Here is a 17450-nt window from a genome sequence, read left to right as displayed (position 1 = left end):
CATCGGCCATTGAAGCTGACGGTTCGTCAGATGAGAAGCCTTGTGCGGGACCACGTGCGATCCGGACGGGCCGGCCGGTCGCCGGCGCCGGCCCGTCCTTCCGGCGCGGACTACCTGCGGCGCGCGCGCCGCGCGGCGGGCCGGGCGGCCCCGTCCGGCCACAGCCGCGGTCCGCGCCGTGCCGCCAGGTCCTCGATCCAGCCGAACGCCAGGATCGCCAGCGCGATCAAGGGCCAGACCAGGACGAAGCTCCACAGCATGTACGTCGCGTCGAGCGCCGCGTTGCCCCGCTCGCTGTCCAGGAACGGCAGCCGGTAGCCCAGGTTGACGATCACCTCGGCCAGGCCGATCAGCAGGTTGTGCCACAGGTAGATGGTGACCGCGCGGTTGTTGGACAGGGTGACGAACCCGTCCCACTTCGCCAGCCGTCCCGGCAGGCGCTGCCACGAGGGTGCGTACTGGAGCAGGATCACCACGAAGCCGAACGACCAGGTCGCCTGCGCCAGCGGGATCTCGTTGAGGTCCCAGCCCTCCTCGGTCAGGTGGCCCGAGGCCCACCACAGGCCGAACGCCATCACCAGGACGGCCCAGGACACGGCGGCGTACCGCGGGATCCGCTGCAGCAGGCCGTCGTGGTGCGCGAAGCCGAGCATCCAGCAGGCGGCGTAGACCGCGAAGTCGGTGACTCCCTCGCCGGTCTCGCCGGGAATGGCGACCAGGCCGGTCCCGATGAGCGCCGTCAGCCCCAGCGGGGCCAGCAGCATCGCCCACGGCACCCGGCGGAAGGCCCGGAGCAGCAGGGGCGAGGCCACCACGAACCACAGGTAGGTGCGCAGGTACCAGAGCGGGCCCGCCGCCTGCATCGCCCAGTCGTCGTCGGACGGATAGGGCGGCGCGCCGACCGGCACCAGGTACGTCAGCAGCCGGACCAGGCCCCAGGTGCCGCCCTCGTCGGGGTCCTTCAGCGGATTCCAGCCGTCGACGAGCAGCAGGACCAGCGTCACCGCGCTGAACGCCCACAGGGGCGGCAGGAGTCGACGCACCCGGCTCGCGATCACCTGGCGGGCCGGGCGGTCGAGGGAGCGGGCCATCAGCATGCCCGCCAGCGCGAACATCACGCCCATGGAGGGGAAGACGACCGACAGCCAGCCCCAGCCGAAGACGTGGTACGCCACCACGCGGACCAGGGCGACCGAGCGCAGCAGGTCCAGATAGCGGTCCCGGCCGGGCCGGGGGGCTGCCGGGACCGGTGCGGCCCCGGCCGGGCCGTCCTGCCCGGGGAGGGCCGCCGGTGCGGCCCGTGGCGGGGTGACCGCCTGCTCGTGCGTCGTCATCCGACGGGCCTCCGATCGGGCGCCGGGGCACCGGCGGACTGCTGCTGCGGCAGCGCGCCCGGCGCCGCCTCCACCACTCCGGTGCGGCGCAGCTTCTGCCAGCGCAGCCGGCCGCCGGTGAGAGCGGTGATCCAGGACTGGAGCAGCACGACGTACATGAGCTGCCGGTAGAGGATCTGCTGGAGGGGCAGGGAGATGAGATGGGTCATCTTCTCCCGGTCCAGCCTGAAGGCGTAGGCGGCACAGACCGCCTGGACGGCCAGGACGCCCAGCCAGGCGACGACGGTCTTCCCGGTGGGACCGAAGACGAGGCCGTAGAGGAGGAACACGTCGATCAGCGGCGCCAGGAGCGGCGCCACGACCATGAACAGCGCGACCAGGGGCAGGCCCAGGCGGCCGAAGCGGCCCGAGGGGCCCCGGTCGACCACGGCACGGCGGTGCTTCCAGATCGCCTGCATCGTGCCGTACGACCAGCGGTAGCGCTGGGACCACAGTTGCTGGACGGTCTCCGGCGCCTCGGTCCAGGCGCGCGCGTTCTCCGCGTACACGACCCGCCAGCCGTCGCGGTGCAGGGCCATGGTGATGTCGGTGTCCTCGGCGAGCGTGTCGTCGCTCATGCCGCCGACGCGCTCCAGCGCCGTACGCCGGAAGGCGCCGACCGCGCCGGGGATCGTCGGCATGCAGCGCAGCATGTCGTACATCCGGCGGTCCAGGTTGAAGCCCATCACGTACTCGATGTGCTGCCAGGCGCCGATCATCGAGTCCTTGTTGCCGACCTTGGCGTTGCCGGCGACCGCTCCGACCCGGGGGTCGGCGAAGGGCTGGACCAGCTCGCCCACGGTGGACGGTTCGAAGACGGTGTCGCCGTCCATCATCACGATCAGGTCGTGACGGGCGTTCGCCACGCCCCGGTTGAGGGCGGCGGGCTTGCCGGCGTTGAGCTGGCGCACGACGCGGACGTTCGGCAGCCGCATGTCCTCGACGATGCGGGCGGTGCCGTCGCTGGAGCCGTCGTCGATGACGACGATCTCGATGGGGTGCTCGCTCGTCATGAGGGAGCGCACGGTGTTCTCGATGCACTTGGCCTCGTTGTACGCCGGCACCAGCACCGAGACGGGTTCGGTGACCGGCTGCGGTCCCCAGCGGAAGCCCTTGCGGCGCACCCGGTGCGCATGGGCGCCGGACAGGACCAGCATCAGGCCGAAGCGGGTGAAGACCAGCACGCCGATGACCGCCAGGGCGACGACCAGCCCGTCGGTGAGGTCGTCGGAGGCCTGCACCATGCCGACCCAGGCCTTGCCCTTCCACAGCTCCACGCCGGTGACCGGGGTGTTGGCGCTGGGGGCGTCGAGCGCCTCGGTGAGGTTCTGGAAGCGGTAGCCCTCGTCCTGCATCCGGGGCAGGAACGTGTCCAGCGCCCGCACCGTCTGGCTGCGGTCGCCGCCGGAGTCGTGCATGAGGACGATCGCGCCCGCGCCGTGCTTCGGGGTCGCGTTGCGGATGATCCGGTCGACGCCGGGCCGCCGCCAGTCCTCGCTGTCGGTGTTGTTGACGACGGTGAGGTAGCCGCGGGTGCCGACGTACTCGGTCACCGGCCAGGACGCGTTGTCCATGGCGTCGGCGAAGGAGGAGTACGGCGGCCGGAAGAGGGAGGAGCGGATGCCGGCGGCCCCGACCAGCGCCAGCTGGTTCTGGGACAGCTCCCAGTCGATGCGGCGCGGGGACTGGTAGGAGAGGTCGGGGTGGTTGAAGGTGTGCAGGCCGACCTCGTGCCCCTCGGCCACCATGCGGCGGACGAGTTCGGGGTGGCGGGACGCCATGGTGCCGGTGACGAAGAAGACCGCGTGCGCCCGGTGCTTCTTCAGCACGTCGAGCACCCTGGGGGTCCAGGTGGGGTCCGGGCCGTCGTCGAAGGTGAGGACGAGGCTGTGGTCGGGCACGCTCAGGCTGGTCGGCCGGCCGCCGTCACGGGTGTCGATGATCGGTCCGCCGTCGAGCACCTCCTCGGGCACCGCGTCGGCGGCGACCTCGCCGCGGACACGGTGGTCGGCGAGGATCTCGCTGTGCACGTAGCCGCGCAGCATCAGCATGGTCACCACGGCGACCAGGACCAGTGAGGGAAGGACGAAGCGGAGGGGCAGCGAGCGGCGCGGGCCGCCCCGTGCGGCGCCGCGGGGAGAGCGGCGTCTTCGGTTGCGCGGTGAGGTCACAGGATGTTCTCGGGAGAGGTGGGGGCGACGGCGTTGCCGTACCGGGTGGGTGCCGGACGGCCCAGGCCGAGGTTCATGGGTGCGCCGTCGGCGGGGGACGCGGAGGTGTCGGGTGTGCCGACACCGGTGGGGGCGGAGGGGGACGGCGTGGCGGTGGCCGTGGCGGTGGGCCCGGGACGGGGGCTCTGGGTGATGCGGCCCGGGGTGGGCGCGGTGGCGCTCCTGGAGGGCGCGGCGGTGGTCGTGACCGGGGTGCGCGACGAGGAGCCGGGCGTCCGGGTGGGCGTCGCGGAGCGCCTGTCGTCGCCGGCGCTCGGCGAGGGGGAGTCGCTCGGCGAGGCGGACGGGGAGGCGGAATCGGTCGCCGACGGCGAGGCGCCGTCCTGCCCGGCGGGCACGGCCTTCTCCTGCTCGGGGACGGGCACCCAGGGCGCGGAGGAGTTGCCGGTCAGCAGCGTGACCACGATGACCACGGCGTAGACGGCGCAGGCGATCCCGACCAGGGTGCCGATGCGCCGGTAGCGGCGGCTGCGACGGCCGGACTCGTCGACGAAGACGGGGCCGTTGGGCTCGGGGCGGGGCGCCGGTGCGGCCTCGGCCGGCTGGAGGCGCCGGGCGCCGTCCTGCCCGCCGATCCGGATGGCGTCCATCTGGACCGTGACCTCGTGCGGATCGTGCGCTCCGTCGAGCGCGTCGACGTCCTCGAAGGGGGCCGCGGGGGCCTTCTCGAAGAGGGACGCCGGGGCGGCCTCGAAGGGGGTCGTGACGAACGGTTGTGTCATGCCCGTGTCACTTCGCGGCAGTGAAGCGGCCGGGTGCGCTGAGGAGAGGACCGACGTCGCGGCGCCCCCGTCGTCGAACACGCTCAGTGACGGATCGCGGTCCGTGGGGAGTCGTCCGTCCATGCCCGCGACGGCTGCCGGCAGTCTCGTCGTGCCGACCTCGAAGGGGGCGCCGCTCGCCTCGGAGAAGGTGGGGTGCCCTCCCCTTTCGGCCAGGGGGTCGCTCCCGTGCAGGGGTATCCATCTGCCGGGTTGGCTGTGATCAGGCCACTTTTCCACTGCGTCGCACATCCCCAAGAAACATTCACGGGCGCACGTACGCTCCCGGGTCGACGTACCTGTTCACAGGATCGAACCCTCGTCGGCTCGAACGCCCCCTCTGTCACACTGTGCCCGGGGGCCATGAGGTTAGCGCATGGATCCGTCGAGAAGATGTTCTCCTCGACTGTGAAGTTCCTGTGAAGGATCGGGATATGGCTGAAACCAGCCCAACCCGGATTCCTACTGGCCCGTAGGGCCGAACCGTCACCCACGGGGACGGCGATCTGCCCGTCCGCGGTTCCGCCGCGGGTCCGCGTCGAGGGGACGGTGCGGGAGGCGGCGCCCGGGCCGGGACGCGTGCCGCCGGGCCGGGCGGGAGCCGCGATTACTCTGTGCGCCATGAAACGCGCCGGATGCCTCCTCGCCGCGGCCCTTCCCGTCGTGGTGACGGCGGCCGCCTACCTCTTCGCACCCGGACATCCGGAGGCCGACGGCCCGGCCGGGGCCACGGCCCCGCTGTCGCGTCAGGAGGCGAAGGCCGCCGCCGAGAACCCCGGGGACCCGGAGGACGAGGAGGCGGTCGCGGGGATGCCCGCCGGTCTTGCCGCCCCGGCGAAGAAGGAGCTGGCGGGGCGGATCGAGGCGAGCGCCGTGCACGCCACCCTCGACTGGCGCGGGACGTACGGCACCGTCAAGGACATCGGCGACGGGCAGGGCTACACCGCGGGCATCGTCGGATTCTGTACGGGAACCCACGACCTGCTCGGCCTCGTGGAGCGCTACACCGCCGCGCATCCGGGCAACGGCCTGGCCCGCTACCTGCCGGCCCTGCGCGCGGTCGACGGCACGGACTCGCACGAGGGCCTCGACCCCGGCTTCACCGCGGCGTGGCGGGCGGAGGCGGAGGTCGAGGCGTTCCGCGAGGCCCAGGACGAGGAGCGGGACCGGGTCTACTTCGACCCCGCCGTCCGCCTGGCCAAGCTCGACGGGCTCGGCACCCTGGGGCAGTTCGTCTACTACGACGCGATGGTCTTCCACGGCCCGGACATCAGCGCGAACGGCTTCTACGAACTGCGCGAACGGGCCACGGCGGAGGCGGACACCCCGGCCGAGGGGGGCGACGAGAAGGCCTACCTCGACGTCTTCCTGGACGTGCACCGCGAGGCCATCCGGGCGAAGCGCAACGACAACGACACCAGCAGGGTCGACACGACCCTGCGCCGCTTCCTCGAAGAAGGACGGCTGGAACTCGACCCTCCGCTCCGCTGGACGGTCTACGGCCGGGAGTACCGGACCTGACACCGCGCGCGCCGGCACCGGCTCCCGCCGGGGCCGGCGCGCCCCGGCGCCGTGCGGTGCGACGGCGCGCGCCCCGGGGGCCCGTCGGCCCGGTGCCGGGCCCGGCCGGCCCCCGGCGACGCCCTCGTACGACGGCGTCCAGCGCCCCTCGTACGACGGCGTCCAGCGGCCCTCGCATGACGGCGTCAGCTCCCCTCGTACGCCGGCGTCCGGCGTTCCACGAAGGCCGCCACCCCCTCCTGCGCGTCCCGCGAGGTCATGCAGAGCTCCTGCGCCGCCGCCTCCGCCGCGAAGGCGGCCGCCCGGTCGGACTCCAGGGAGACGTTCACCAGGTGCTTCGTCAGGGCGAGTGCGCGGGTCGGGCCCTGGGCCAGCCGCTCCGCCCACTCGCGGGCCGTCTTCTCCAGGTCCTGGGCCGGTACGACCCGGTTGACCAGGCCCATCGCCCGGGCCTCGGCGGCGGGCAGCGCGTCGCCGAAGAACATCAGCTCCTTGGCGCGCTGGGGCCCCACCAGGCGCGGCAGCAGATACGCCCCGCCGCCGTCCGGCACGATCCCGCGCCGGACGAAGACCTCCACGAACGTCGCCTGCTCCGCCGCGAGCACCAGGTCGCAGGCGAACGCCAGATGTGCGCCGAGCCCGGCCGCCGTCCCGTTGACCGCCGCGATCACCGGCTTCTCGCAGTCCAGTACGGCCCCGATGAAGCGTTGCGCGCCCTGCCGGATCATCCGGGCCACGTCGCCCGTGACCCGCTCCCGCGCCGGCGCGGACGGGCCTCCGCGCAGGTCCGCGCCCGCGCAGAAGCCGCGTCCGGTCGCGGTCACGACCACCGCCCGCACCGCCGGGTCGGCGGAGGCGTCCGCGAGCAGCGCGATGATCCGCTCCCGCTGGTCCCACGTCAGCGCGTTCATCGCCTCGGGGCGGTTGAGCGTGATCCACGCGACGCCGTTCCCGACGGTGTGCAGTACCTCGGCCATCGTCGTCTCCTACCGGCACACGGCGAGCGCGTCCAGGGCCACCGCGCCCTGCCCGCGCGGCAGCACCATCAGCGGGTTGATGTCCAGCTCGGACAGCTGCCCGTCGAGTTCGAGGGCCATGCGCTGCACCCGCAGGACGACCTCCACGAGCGCGTCGACGTCGGCCGCGGGAGCGCCGCGCACGCCGTCGAGCAGGGCCCGGCCGCGCAGTTCGCCGAGCATGTCCCGGGCCTCACGTTCCCCGAAGGGCGGTACGCGCACGGCCGCGTCGTTCAGGACCTCCACGAGGACCCCGCCGAGCCCGACGGTGACCGTCGGCCCGAAGAGCGGGTCGTGGGTGACGCCGACCACCATCTCGACCCCGTGTCCCACCATCTGGCAGACCAGGACGCCGTCCAGGTCGATGCCCTCGTAGCGGGCGATGTCGGTCAACTCCCGGTAGGCGTCCCTGATCTGGCTCGCGGAGGTGAGTCCGACCTTCACCAGGCCCAGCTCCGTCTTGTGGGCGAGCCGCGGGCCCGAGGCCTTCATGACGACCGGGTAGCCGACCAGGCCCGCGGCCCGTACGGCCGCGGCGGCGCTGGTCACCAGCTGCTCGCGCGGCACCCGTATCCCGTACGCGCGCAGCAGCTGCTTGGCCGCGTGCTCGCTGAGCCGGTGGCCGGGCCGCAGCAGGGCCTGGGCCTTGCGGAACGAGGGGGAGGGGGTGCGCGGGGCCTCGTCGAAGGGGGAGCGGTAGCCGGTGGTGAAGCGGTGGTGGTCGAGGTACGCCTTCACCGCGCCGATGCAGTTGCCGAAGGTGCGGAAGGTGGCGACGCGCGAGGAGCCGAGCAGGGTCGTCCGGTAGGCCTCCTCGGTCCCGACCGGGGAGCCCCACACCACGCAGATCAGCTTGTCGGTCTGCTCGGCCGCGTCGACGAGGTCCTGGGCGAGCTTGTCGCTCATGGGCGGGAAGGGGCCGGTGATGGGACAGATCAGCACCCCGACCGCCGGGTCGGCGAGGATCGCGTCGATGATCTTCCGGCCGCGCCAGTCGCCCACCGGGTGCCCGCCGTTGTCGACCGGGTTGGCCACGCTCAGGTAGTCGGGGATCCACTGGTGCAGCTCGTCCTGGCGGGCCTGCGAGAGCGTCGGCAGGGTCAGTCCGGCGGCGGTGGCCAGGTCGGAGAAGTGGGCGCCGGTGCCGCCGGAGATGGAGTAGACGACGACTCCCTCGGCGACCGGCCGGCGGGCCCGGGCGAGCAGCGCCGCGGTGTCCTGGAGCTGGTCGAGCCCGTCGACCCGGATCACCCCGAACTGCCGCATGGCGGCGTCGACGACCTGGTCGGCGCCGGTGAGCTTGCCGGTGTGGGAGGCGGCCATCCGTGCCCCGGCCTCGGTGCGGCCGACCTTGACGGCGACCACCGGCACCCGGCGGCGGGCGGCCTGGTCGGCGGCGAGCAGGAACGAGCGCCCGTCCTTGAGCCCCTCGACGTAGCAGGCGATGGCCCCGACCTCGGGGCGGTGGGCGAAGTACGAGAGGAAGTCGGCGGTCTCCAGGTCGGCCTCGTTGCCGGTGGGGGCCCAGTGCGAGAGGCGGACGCCGAGCTCCTGCATGGTGAAGACGGGCCGGCCCTGGTGGCCGGACTGGGTGATGAGCGCGACGGCGGGCCCGTCGAGGTCCTCGCGGAAGCGCTCGAAGGCGTTGAGGTTGGTGTTGGGGCCGAGCAGCCGGATGCCGGACCGCGCGACGGCGGCGGCGAGCCGCTCCTGGGCCCGCTCGCCCGCCTGGCCGGTCTCGGCGAAGCCCGAGGCGAAGGCGACCGCGAACCTGACCTTGGTGGAGCCCAGTTGTTCGATCACGGGCAGCGGGTCGGCGACGAGGAGGACGGCCAGGTCGACGGCCTCGTCGAGGTCGGCCACGGACGCCACGCAGTCGATGCCGAAGACGGCGGCGCGGGACGGGTGCACGGGGACGACGCGGGCCCCCACGCGTCCTGCCCAGTCGATCAGCTGTCGGGTGATCCCGGTGTTGGGCCGTCCCTCGGTGTCGGAGGCGCCGACGACGGCGACGACCTCGGGCCGGAAGAACCGGTCGAGCTCGGGCACCGGCGCGTACAGCGGGCGCCCGCTGACGTCCGTATCGCCCTCCAGGGCGGCGACGCCGTGCACGACGGCCCGGGCGGGCTGCTCGCCGCAGGCGTCGACGCGGGCGCGGAGGTCCGTGGTGAAGGTGCCGTGAGTGGATCCAAGCATCGTGTCGCTCCGCCCGTCCGTTCCGATTCCCTTCTCTGACACTCAGTCAGATTACAGAACTGACGGTCAGTCAGGAATGGGTGTGCGGGCAAAGGAGTGCGAGCGCCCGCGCGGTGGAGGGCCGCGGACCGGAAGGGAAGGGTGACGACGCCGTCGATCCGTGCCCGCACGGGCGCCGTTCCGGTGCCCCCGGCGCCGGCCTTCGCGGACCGCCGGACCCGGGCCGCGCCACGACCCGGGCCCGGCGCACCCGGCGCGCCCGGCGCCCGCGCGTCGGACCGCGGGTCGGGCCGCGCGTCGGACCGCGGGTCGGGCCGCGTCGGGCCGCGACTCGGACCGCGCTGCCGCGGGGCGGCGGCTTCACCCGGCCCTGGGCGGGCGGGCGGCGGCGGGCGGGTCCGTACGGTGACGCCGGCCCGGACGGCGCCGAGCCGGTCCGTGCGGCGGCCGGCGCGGCCCGTGCGGTGGGCCTCAGCGCTTGGCGGAGTGGCTCCGGGCGATCCGCCGGGCGATCCGCTCCGCGTCGAGCGCCATCTCGCGGAACATCCCGCTGATCGGGTTGGTGAATCCGGTGAAGTAGAGCCCCGGGGCCTCGGCGGGGCAGCGGGCGCCCCGGGTCACCGGGCGGCCCCGGGCGTCCAGGACGCCGAGGTGGCCGATCAGGGGCTCCAGGGCGCGCCGGTAGCCGGTCGCCGCGATCACCGCGTCCGGGGTGATGCGGGAGCCGTCGGCGAGGACGACCTCGGGGCCGTCGAAGGAGTCGACGGCGGCGACCGGTTCGACCCTGCCGGCCCGTACGGCGGCGACGAGGCCCACGTCCTGCACCGGGATCGCGCCCTGGCGCACCCGTGAGTAGAGGCCGCCCTCGGGCCTCGGCAGTCCGTACGCCGAGAGGTCGGCCGTCAGGAAGCGGCCGAACAGCCCGGTCACCCGGTCCACCAGGCCCACCGGCAGTCGCCGCACCAGGATGCCGTTGCGCTGGGAGGGCCAGCCGAGCGTGGCGCGGCGCACGATGTACGGCGCGGTGCGCACCGCGAGGCGTACGCGCGCGGCGCCGCCCTCGGCGAGGTCGGCGGCTATCTCGGCGCCGGTGTTTCCGGCGCCGACGACGAGGACGTCCAGGCCCTGGTAGGGCTCGGGGTTGCGGTACTCGCGGGCGTGCACGAGGGTGCCGCGCCCGGTCCCGGTGTAGGTGCCGAGGCCCGGCCAGTCGGGGACGCGGGGCGTGTGGTTGTGACCGGTGGCGACGACCACGGCGCTGCCGACGAGCCGGCGGCCCCCCGTCGCGTGCAGGATCCAGCGGCCCTCGTCCGGGGCCTCCGCCCGCTCGACCCGGTCCACCTCCACCCCGGTCACGATCTCCAGGTCGTGGAACTCGGCGTACTTCTCCAGGTAGCGCACCACGTCGGCCCGGGCGACCCAGCGGCCGAAGGAGCGGGGGATCTTGAGGCCGGGCAGGGCGGAGAGCCGGCGGGTGGTGTGCAGCCGCAGCCGGTCGTAGTGGTGGCGCCAGGAGTGGCCGACGGCGTCGGACTTCTCCAGGACGACGGCCCGTACGCCCCGCGCGCGGAGGGCGGCGGCGACGGCGAGTCCGCCGGGTCCGCCGCCGATGACGTAGACGGGGTGGGGCTGGGGGGTGACGGTCATGACTGCTGAGCGTAATGACGCGTACACGTCGTGGGTCTCGGTCAAGAGGGAGTTCGGTTGCGAATCGATCACGCATGCAGAGGTTCGGCAGAGGTCTTGCGGAGAGGGGTGGCCTTCCGCTGAACTGACGACTGAACTGACGACCTGTCAGATTCCATACCCGAAGGGCGGTCGGGGCACATGCAGACGATCTGGCTCACCGGCGCCGAATGGCTCGCCGTCCTGCGCATAGGCCTCGGCCTGTGGTGGCTGGAGAGCTGGCGCCACAAGGACCGCAAGGGCTGGTTCGAGCGCGGCACCGGCATCGCCTGGGCGGCCGGGGTCGCGGCCCAGCACCGCTGGGCGGCGGTGCGGAACGGCTTCGACGCGGTCGTCGCCCCGCGCCCCAGGCTCATGGCGTACGTGGTCGTGTACGCCGAACTCGCCCTCGGGCTGGGCCTGGTCGCCGGACTCCTCACCCCCGTCGCCCTCGTCGGCGGCCTGCTGCTCAACCTGCTCTACCTCACCCTGATGATCCACGACTGGGCCGAGCAGGGCCAGAACGCGATGATGGCGCTGATCTCCCTCGTCGCCCTCTTCGCGATGTCCTGGCAGACCTGGTCCGTCGACCACGCGATCGGACTCTTCTGATGACGGGCACCCCCGCGAGCCTCCCGGAGGTCGACGCCTTCACCCGCCCCTACTGGGACGCCGCCGCCGAGGGACACCTCCTGCTGCGCCACTGCACCGTCTGCGACCGGCCACACCACTACCCGCGCGAGTTCTGCCCGCACTGCTGGAGCGAGGCCGTCGAATGGCGGCGGGCGAGCGGGCGCGCCGTGCTCTACACGTGGTCCGTCGTGCACCGCAACGACCTCCCGCCCTTCGGCGAGCGCGTCCCCTACGTGGCGGCGGTCGTCGACCTCGCCGAGGGCCCGCGGATGATGACCGAGATCGTGGACTGCCCCGAGTCCGCACTGCGCATCGGCATGGACCTGGACGTCGCCTTCCGGGCGGAGGGCGACGTCCAGGTGCCGGTGTTCACGCCCCGGCGCCCCCGCTGAGCCGCTCGACCGGGATCCACAGCTGGGAGTCCGTCTCCGCGCCGATCTCCACCGGCCGGGTCCGCAGCAGCTCGGGACCCGGCCGGCTCGCGTACGGGTTGGACGGGAACCACTGCGTGAACACGTCCCGCCACAGCTCCTGCAGCGCGCTCGGATAGGGCCCGTGGTTGTCGAAGACCGCCCAGGTCCCGGCCGGCACGTCGAGGGCGTCGAGCCCCTCCACGGGCTCCCCGGCACCGGTGACGACACCGATCCAGTAGTCCAGCTCGGCGCCCTCCTCCCGGCTGTCGGTCAGGTGCACCACCGCCGACAGGACCCCCTCCGGCTCCCCGTCGGCCAGCTCCTTCATCCGTACGATCGCCCGCTCGTCCAGGCTCCCGACGTGCGCCGCGGCGGCCGCGTTGACCCCCTCGTGCACGAGCGGGATCCGCGCCTTCCTGCCGGCGACCCGAAACGCGTCCTTCTCGACGATCCGGTACCGCATGGTCGTACTCCCTTCGACGACGACACGGAAGGACATGCGCGGCTGCGCCGTGAGCGTCGCGCCCGTGCGCCGGGCCTCGCCCGGCCCGATGCCGTGCACCGACCGGAACGCCCGCGCGAACGCCTCGCCCGAGCCGTATCCGTACCGCACGGCCACGTCGAGCAGCGTCCGCTCCCCGTCCAGCACCTCGGCCCCGGCGAGCGTCATGCGCCGCCGCCGCACGTACACGGAGAGCGGCATCCCGGCGAGCGCCGAGAACAGGCGCCGGAAGTGGTACTCCGACGTCATCGCGATCCGCGCCACCTCGGAGACGTCGACCTCCCGGCCGGCCTCCGCGCCGAGGCACCGCTCGATGTGGTCCAGTGCCTGGTTGAGCTGCTCCAGCACGGGTGCGTGTCCTTCCCTTTGACGTCTCCACCGTAGGAACCGGCACCCTCCCGGGACCCGACCATCGGTGCCCGGAAAGGTCGGGTGGCCGGACCGGCCGGACGGTGCTCCCGCGGGCGGCCGGGCGCGGCCGGGTGACGTCGGCGTGCCTCTCATCCTTCCGCAGGTGCGGCGTCCGGTCGCGGGGGCGCTCGGCTGCGCGGGTGCGGCGCCGACCGACCGAGGGCGCGCCGCAGGTAAGGCGCTGTCGGGGGACGGCCCCCTTCCCGAGCCCGCGGCGTCCCCGCCCGCGTGACGGGCCCGGAGGGACACGGGCCCCGGACTTGCGGTTGACGCGACGTCAACTCCTACGGTCTTCGTACGGGGCCGGACCGACCGGCCCCATGCGAGGGAGGGACACCGCCGATGGCCTGGTCGATCACGGACGTGGTCCGGATGTCCGGGGTGACGTCCCGGACGCTGCGGCACTACGACGACATCGGCCTGCTGCCGCCCGCGTACGTCGCGGGCAACGGGCACCGCTACTACGAGGAGGCGCAGCTGCTGCGGCTCCAGCAGATCCTGCTCATGCGGGAACTGGACGTGGGACTGCGGGAGATCCAGGCCGTCCTGGACCGCCAGGCCGACCGGGTGTCCGTGCTCCGTGAGCACCACGCACGGCTGCTCGCGGAGCAGGACCGGATCGGAACCCTGGCCCGGACGGTGGCCCGCACCATCGCCGATCTCGAGGAGAGCGAGGAAGAGGAGGACATGGTGAGGATCAACCGCCCGGAGAACCTCTTCGAGGGGTTCCAGCCGGACCCCGAGATGGAGGCCGAGGCCCGGGAGCGATGGCCGGCGGCGTACGAGGAGTCCCGGCGCGCCGTCGCGGGGATGGACCCGGCGACCACCGAGGAGTGGCAGCGCGAGGCCACCGCCCAGATGATCCGCTTCGCCGAGTTCATGGCGGCCGGCACCCCGGCCGACGACCCGGCGGTGCAGGACCTGGTGGACGCCCACCACCGCGGCGTCCGCCGCTTCTGGACCCCTGACGCCGAGGCGTACCGGGGTCTGGCGGCGACGTACGCCGAGGATCCGCGCTTTCGCGAGAACTTCGACAGGATCGCTCCCGGTCTTGCCGACTATCAGCGCGATGCGATGGCTGTCTACGCGGACGCCCGGCTGAGCTGAGCCGGGCCGGGCCGCGCCGGGTGGGCTGGTCGGGCTGGGCTGATCCGGTCGGGCGGGGCCGGCCGGGCTGGGCTCATTCGGTCAGAGCCGGGCTGGTCGGGTCCGGGCAGGCCGGGCTGATGCGGTCGGGCCGGCCCGCCCGAGGGGGCCACGAGCCGGGCGTGGGGGCGGTCGACGGGCTGCAGACCGTCGACGGCCTGCGGAGGCGGGTGCGTGGGGGTGCGTGGCGGGGGACGTCCTCGAAGGCGCAGCGTGCGGACCTCACTCCGCCGCCGCGAGCACACGCGTCCCGTCCAGCGTCGGGTAGTCGTTGTAACCCTCCTCCCCGCCCGTGTACATCAGGTACTCCACCCGAACGGGGTTGAGCGGCGCGCCGGTCCGCATCCGTTCGACCAGATCGGGGTTGGCCAGGAAGCCGCGCCCGAGGGAGATCAGGTCCGCCCCGGCGGCCAGCAGCCGCTCACCGGCCGCGCGGCCCCCGTCGGCGGGCAGCGGCGCACCCCAGCCCAGGTTCGGGTTGGCGATCAGGGTGCCCGGCCAGGCCTTCCGGAGGGCCCGGAACAGGGGCTGCTCCGGCTCGGCGAAGATCAGGTGCAGATAGGCGAGGCCCTCGTCGGCCAGGGCGGCGACCAGCGCCGGGTAGATCGTCTCCGTCTCGCCGCCCTCGTCGATGCCGTTGATCGAGACGCCGGGCGACACGCGCAGCCCCACCCGCTCCGGCCCGATCGCGGCGGCCACCGCGCGGACGACCTCGACCGTGAAGCGGATCCGGTGGACGATCGGACCGCCGTACGCGTCGGTCCGCCGGTTCGTGTTCGGCGCCAGGAACTGGTGCGGCAGCATGCCGTTGGCCGAGTGCACCTCGACCCCCTCGAAGCCGGCCTCGACGGCCCGCCGCGCGGCGGCGGCGTAGTCGGAGACGGTGGCCCGGACCTCGTCCAGGGTGAGCTCGTGCGGCACGACGGACGGGGTGTGCCCGCCGCGCGTGTGGAGCCCGTCGGGCAGCGGCAGCGGCGACGGCGCGACCGGCGTGAACCCGCTGGTGTCGGGGTGCCCGATCCGGCCGCCGTGCTGCAACTGCAGGAACATGCGCCCGCCGGCCGCCCGCACGGCACCGGTCACCGCGCGCCACCCGGCCACCTGCTCCGGCGTGTGGATGCCGGGGATGTCGGGGTAGGTCTGGCCGACGGCGTTGGGCGTCGTGCCCTCGGCGATGATCAGCCCGGCGGAGGCGCGCTGGGCGTAGTGCGTGGCCATGAGGGCGGTCGGCACGCCGTCGGCCGAGGCCCGGTTACGCGTCAGCGGGGCCATGACCAGCCGGTTCGGCAGCGGGAGCGGGCCGAGGCGGGCGGGCTCGAAGAGGCCTGATTCCCTGGGGGAGTTCGCGTTGCTCGTCATGCCGGTACGGTAGAAGTTGACACCGGTGTCAGGTTCAAGCGTCTTCGGGCGTCGAAGGGGAGGACGGACCGTGCGGATCGGTGAACTGGCCCGACGGAGCGGCGTGAGCGAGCGCTCCCTGCGCTACTACGAGAAGCAGGGCATCCTCCGCTCCGAGCGCACCCCCGGCGGCCACCGGGACTACGGGGACTGGGCCGTCGACCGCGTCATCCGCATCCAGTCGCTCTACGCCGCCGGCCTCAACAGCCAGAAGATCGCCCGACTCCTCCCGTGCATGCGGGACGTGGACGCCGGTCCGACGGCGCTGACCGACGGGCAGCTGGTCGCCGAGCTGACCGCCGAACGCGCGCGCATCGACCGCCTCATCACGGACCTGCTCCGCTCCCGCGAGGTCCTGGACGAGTTCATCGACACCGCATCGGCGGCCGTCAGCTCCTGACCCGCGCCAGGATCTCGGGCGCGGCCTCGGCCAGGCTGCCGAAGTGCCGGTGCGAACCCTCGGCCGGGGCGGGCGTGTTGACGGTCCACACCGTCATCCCGGCCGCGCGCCCGGACCGTACGCCCGAGGGGGCGTCCTCGATCACGAGGCAGTCGGCCGGATCCGCGCCCAGCTTCTCCGCGGCCAGGAGATACGGCACCGGCGAGGGCTTCCCCTCGCTGACGGATGCCGCGTCCACGATCAGACCGGGCATCGGCAGCCCGGTCCGGTCGAACCGCCCGCGCACCCGGTGCTCGTAGTTGGACGTGACCAGCGCCCAGCGGTCGGCGGGCAGCGCGTGCAGCAGCTCGGCGGCGCCGCCGAAGGCCGCGTACGTCCCCGTCCGTACGTCCTCGTCCTCCAGCGCGTGCAGCAGGGCGAGGCACGCGTCCGGGTCCGCCCCCGGCGCCACGGCCGCGAACGTCTCCACCGGCCGCGTCCGCAGCGCGACGGCGTAGACCTCGTCCCCGTCGAGCCCGTGCCGGTCCGCCCAGGCATGCCAGACGCGCCGTTGGTTCTCGACGGCGTCCATCAGGGTGCCGTCGACGTCGAAGAGTACGAAGTTGTTCCTGGTCACGCGCCCGAGGCTACGCCGACGAACACGGCCCAGGCCGAGGGGGTGACGGCGAGCCGGGGGCCGTCGGGGTTCTTGGAGTCGCGGATGTGGACGGTGGTGGGGTGAGCGGCGACCTCGATACAGTTACCGCCTTCGCCGCCGCTGTAGCTGGACTTGCGCCATTCGTAGGCGACTTCGATGCAGTTGCCGCCTTCGGAGCTGCTGTGGCTGCTCTTGAACCACGCCAACCCGGTGGTGTTCATCGTTCTCCCAGCAGTTTTTCGACCCAGACCAGGGACTCCTGAGGTGAGAGAGCCCGCGCCCGGATGATCCCATACCGCTCGGTGTACTGGCGTACGAGTTCGGGGTCGGTGATCAGTCGTGCATGTCCGTAGATTTCCGTGTACGCCACCTCCCGCCTTCCCTTTGGAGTCAGGAGAGTGAAAGCCCCGTCCAGGTAGGGGTGTTCTGCCCCGTCCAGCGGCATGATCTGGAGCTCTACTGTCCGTTGCCGAGCCACATCGAGGATGCGGTGCAGCTGTTCTCGGTGGACTTCGGGCCCGCCGAACGGACGGACCAGCACGGCGGCCTCAAGGACGAAGCTGAATGTCGGAGATGGCCACTTGTCGAGGATGGCCTGCCGGGAGATCCGGTCAGCGATGCGCTTCTCGATCGTCTCTTCGTCCAGCATGGGGCGGCGGTTCTCGAAGAGGAAGCGTGCGTAGGAAGGTGTCTGCAGGATGCCCGGCACCGCCTGCACCTCGTAGTAGTGCATCGCCACTGCTTCCGCCTCCGCCTTCGCGAAATCCTGGAACCAATCCGGATGCCGCACCCGCGCCCGCGCCAGTGCCTCCCGTACGTCGTCGACCGCCGCGGTCAGGACGCCGCCCGCGCCCAGGACCGGATCCGCGCGGAGCAGGAAGTCCGGCTGCGGGGTCCGGACCCCGCGCTCCAGCGCCGAGATCAGGTCCTCGCTGCAGTGCGTCGCCTCCGCGAGCTCCGCCTGGCTCAGGCCCGCGTTCCTGCGCAGCACTTTGATCATCTTGCCCAGCGCCCTGAACAGGTGCGCCGTACCGTCGACCTCGGACGGCCGTTCCGGCCGTTCCTCCTCGTTGCCCGACATCCGTACCGCCCTCTTGGCGTGCTCGTACCGCTACTCAGCGTCGTGGTGTCGCCCCTGGTCAGGGTA

16 protein-coding genes are annotated in these 17450 nt (G+C 73.1%); 5 read left to right on the top strand and 11 right to left on the bottom strand.

What is annotated here, in order from left to right; all coding sequences use genetic code 11:
* Window positions 1-110: 110 nt before the first annotated feature.
* The 3 genes from ACGF1Z_RS18455 to ACGF1Z_RS18445 are packed head-to-tail and all read right to left on the bottom strand — an operon-like array spanning window position 111 to window position 4326.
* Window positions 111-1334, bottom strand: coding sequence for an acyltransferase (locus tag ACGF1Z_RS18455; RefSeq protein WP_393005107.1), 1224 nt, complete (start codon window positions 1332-1334; stop codon window positions 111-113).
* Window positions 1331-3544 carry a bifunctional polysaccharide deacetylase/glycosyltransferase family 2 protein gene (locus tag ACGF1Z_RS18450; protein ID WP_393005105.1) on the bottom strand — a complete coding sequence of 738 codons (2214 nt, stop codon included), beginning with the start codon at window positions 3542-3544 and terminating at the stop codon, window positions 1331-1333. Before ACGF1Z_RS18450 ends, ACGF1Z_RS18455 begins: the two co-directional genes overlap by 4 nt.
* Window positions 3541-4326: a hypothetical protein gene (locus ACGF1Z_RS18445; RefSeq protein WP_393005103.1), complete on the bottom strand. Its 786-nt coding sequence runs from the start codon at window positions 4324-4326 to the stop codon at window positions 3541-3543. The genes ACGF1Z_RS18450 and ACGF1Z_RS18445 overlap by 4 nt, the downstream gene beginning before the upstream one ends.
* Window positions 4327-4986: 660 nt before the next feature.
* Between ACGF1Z_RS18445 and ACGF1Z_RS18440 the strand changes: the two genes are divergently transcribed.
* Window positions 4987-5886 carry a chitosanase gene (locus ACGF1Z_RS18440; protein WP_393005101.1) on the top strand — a complete coding sequence of 300 codons (900 nt, stop codon included), beginning with the start codon at window positions 4987-4989 and terminating at the stop codon, window positions 5884-5886.
* 185 nt (window positions 5887-6071) lie between these two features.
* Here ACGF1Z_RS18440 and ACGF1Z_RS18435 read toward each other — a convergent pair whose 3' ends face one another.
* The 3 genes from ACGF1Z_RS18435 to ACGF1Z_RS18425 form a co-directional block, all read right to left on the bottom strand.
* Entirely contained in the window at window positions 6072-6863 is a 792-nt protein-coding gene (locus ACGF1Z_RS18435; protein ID WP_393005099.1) for an enoyl-CoA hydratase/isomerase family protein, read from the bottom strand.
* A 9-nt stretch (window positions 6864-6872) separates the two neighbouring features.
* On the bottom strand, window positions 6873-9098 hold the full coding sequence (locus ACGF1Z_RS18430) for an acetate--CoA ligase family protein (protein ID WP_393005097.1): 2226 nt from the start codon (window positions 9096-9098) through the stop codon (window positions 6873-6875).
* A gap of 471 nt (window positions 9099-9569) precedes the next feature.
* Window positions 9570-10745, bottom strand: coding sequence for a flavin-containing monooxygenase (locus ACGF1Z_RS18425; protein ID WP_393005095.1), 1176 nt, complete (start codon window positions 10743-10745; stop codon window positions 9570-9572).
* Window positions 10746-10925: 180 nt separating this feature from the next.
* Between ACGF1Z_RS18425 and ACGF1Z_RS18420 the strand changes: the two genes are divergently transcribed.
* Together ACGF1Z_RS18420 and ACGF1Z_RS18415 are read left to right on the top strand one after the other, a co-directional pair.
* Window positions 10926-11375, top strand: coding sequence for a DoxX family protein (locus tag ACGF1Z_RS18420; protein WP_393005093.1), 450 nt, complete (start codon window positions 10926-10928; stop codon window positions 11373-11375).
* Entirely contained in the window at window positions 11375-11788 is a 414-nt protein-coding gene (locus tag ACGF1Z_RS18415) for a Zn-ribbon domain-containing OB-fold protein (protein ID WP_393005091.1), read from the top strand. Before ACGF1Z_RS18420 ends, ACGF1Z_RS18415 begins: the two co-directional genes overlap by 1 nt.
* Here ACGF1Z_RS18415 and ACGF1Z_RS18410 read toward each other — a convergent pair.
* A complete protein-coding gene (locus tag ACGF1Z_RS18410; RefSeq protein WP_393005089.1) occupies window positions 11766-12659 on the bottom strand; it encodes a GyrI-like domain-containing protein in 894 nt (297 codons plus the stop codon). The genes ACGF1Z_RS18415 and ACGF1Z_RS18410 overlap by 23 nt on opposite strands.
* A 405-nt stretch (window positions 12660-13064) precedes the next feature.
* On the opposite strand from ACGF1Z_RS18410, the gene ACGF1Z_RS18405 reads away from it, so the two are divergent.
* Complete coding sequence (locus ACGF1Z_RS18405; protein WP_393005087.1) at window positions 13065-13829, top strand: MerR family transcriptional regulator; 765 nt, start codon at window positions 13065-13067, stop codon at window positions 13827-13829.
* Between the two features lie 261 nt (window positions 13830-14090).
* Here ACGF1Z_RS18405 and ACGF1Z_RS18400 read toward each other — a convergent pair whose 3' ends face one another.
* Entirely contained in the window at window positions 14091-15227 is a 1137-nt protein-coding gene (locus tag ACGF1Z_RS18400; protein ID WP_393005085.1) for an alkene reductase, read from the bottom strand.
* 70 nt (window positions 15228-15297) lie between these two features.
* Here ACGF1Z_RS18400 and ACGF1Z_RS18395 point away from each other — a divergent pair, with 70 nt between their 5' ends.
* Entirely contained in the window at window positions 15298-15666 is a 369-nt protein-coding gene (locus tag ACGF1Z_RS18395) for a MerR family transcriptional regulator (protein ID WP_393005083.1), read from the top strand.
* Here the strand turns inward: ACGF1Z_RS18395 and ACGF1Z_RS18390 are convergent.
* Genes ACGF1Z_RS18390 through ACGF1Z_RS18380 form a run of 3 tightly spaced genes read right to left on the bottom strand, consistent with a single transcriptional unit; the run spans window position 15656 to window position 17384 of the window.
* Entirely contained in the window at window positions 15656-16282 is a 627-nt protein-coding gene (locus ACGF1Z_RS18390; RefSeq protein WP_393005081.1) for an HAD-IA family hydrolase, read from the bottom strand. The two genes, ACGF1Z_RS18395 and ACGF1Z_RS18390, sit on opposite strands and share 11 nt — an antisense overlap.
* On the bottom strand, window positions 16279-16524 hold the full coding sequence (locus tag ACGF1Z_RS18385; RefSeq protein WP_393005079.1) for a DUF397 domain-containing protein: 246 nt from the start codon (window positions 16522-16524) through the stop codon (window positions 16279-16281). The genes ACGF1Z_RS18390 and ACGF1Z_RS18385 overlap by 4 nt, the downstream gene beginning before the upstream one ends.
* On the bottom strand, window positions 16521-17384 hold the full coding sequence (locus ACGF1Z_RS18380; RefSeq protein ID WP_393005077.1) for a helix-turn-helix domain-containing protein: 864 nt from the start codon (window positions 17382-17384) through the stop codon (window positions 16521-16523). The genes ACGF1Z_RS18385 and ACGF1Z_RS18380 overlap by 4 nt, the downstream gene beginning before the upstream one ends.
* Window positions 17385-17450: the final 66 nt, after the last annotated feature.

Source organism: Streptomyces sp. NPDC048018 (genome assembly GCF_043202995.1).
Taxonomy (GTDB): Bacteria; Actinomycetota; Actinomycetes; order Streptomycetales; family Streptomycetaceae; genus Streptomyces.
This window is presented reverse-complemented; position numbering and strand designations above follow the sequence as displayed.

Excerpts from the sequence above, each read along its gene's own strand:
- ACGF1Z_RS18455 (WP_393005107.1), bottom strand. The coding sequence starts at position 1,334 with ATGACGACGCACGAGCAGGCGGTCACCCCGCCACGGGCCGCACCGGCG.
- ACGF1Z_RS18445 (WP_393005103.1), bottom strand. The coding sequence starts at position 4,326 with ATGACACAACCGTTCGTCACGACCCCCTTCGAGGCCGCCCCGGCGTCC.
- ACGF1Z_RS18440 (WP_393005101.1), top strand. The coding sequence starts at position 4,987 with ATGAAACGCGCCGGATGCCTCCTCGCCGCGGCCCTTCCCGTCGTGGTG.
- ACGF1Z_RS18435 (WP_393005099.1), bottom strand. The coding sequence starts at position 6,863 with ATGGCCGAGGTACTGCACACCGTCGGGAACGGCGTCGCGTGGATCACG.
- ACGF1Z_RS18430 (WP_393005097.1), bottom strand. The coding sequence starts at position 9,098 with ATGCTTGGATCCACTCACGGCACCTTCACCACGGACCTCCGCGCCCGC.
- ACGF1Z_RS18425 (WP_393005095.1), bottom strand. The coding sequence starts at position 10,745 with ATGACCGTCACCCCCCAGCCCCACCCCGTCTACGTCATCGGCGGCGGA.
- ACGF1Z_RS18420 (WP_393005093.1), top strand. The coding sequence starts at position 10,926 with ATGCAGACGATCTGGCTCACCGGCGCCGAATGGCTCGCCGTCCTGCGC.
- ACGF1Z_RS18415 (WP_393005091.1), top strand. The coding sequence starts at position 11,375 with ATGACGGGCACCCCCGCGAGCCTCCCGGAGGTCGACGCCTTCACCCGC.
- ACGF1Z_RS18405 (WP_393005087.1), top strand. The coding sequence starts at position 13,065 with ATGGCCTGGTCGATCACGGACGTGGTCCGGATGTCCGGGGTGACGTCC.
- ACGF1Z_RS18400 (WP_393005085.1), bottom strand. The coding sequence starts at position 15,227 with ATGACGAGCAACGCGAACTCCCCCAGGGAATCAGGCCTCTTCGAGCCC.
- ACGF1Z_RS18385 (WP_393005079.1), bottom strand. The coding sequence starts at position 16,524 with ATGAACACCACCGGGTTGGCGTGGTTCAAGAGCAGCCACAGCAGCTCC.
- ACGF1Z_RS18380 (WP_393005077.1), bottom strand. The coding sequence starts at position 17,384 with ATGTCGGGCAACGAGGAGGAACGGCCGGAACGGCCGTCCGAGGTCGAC.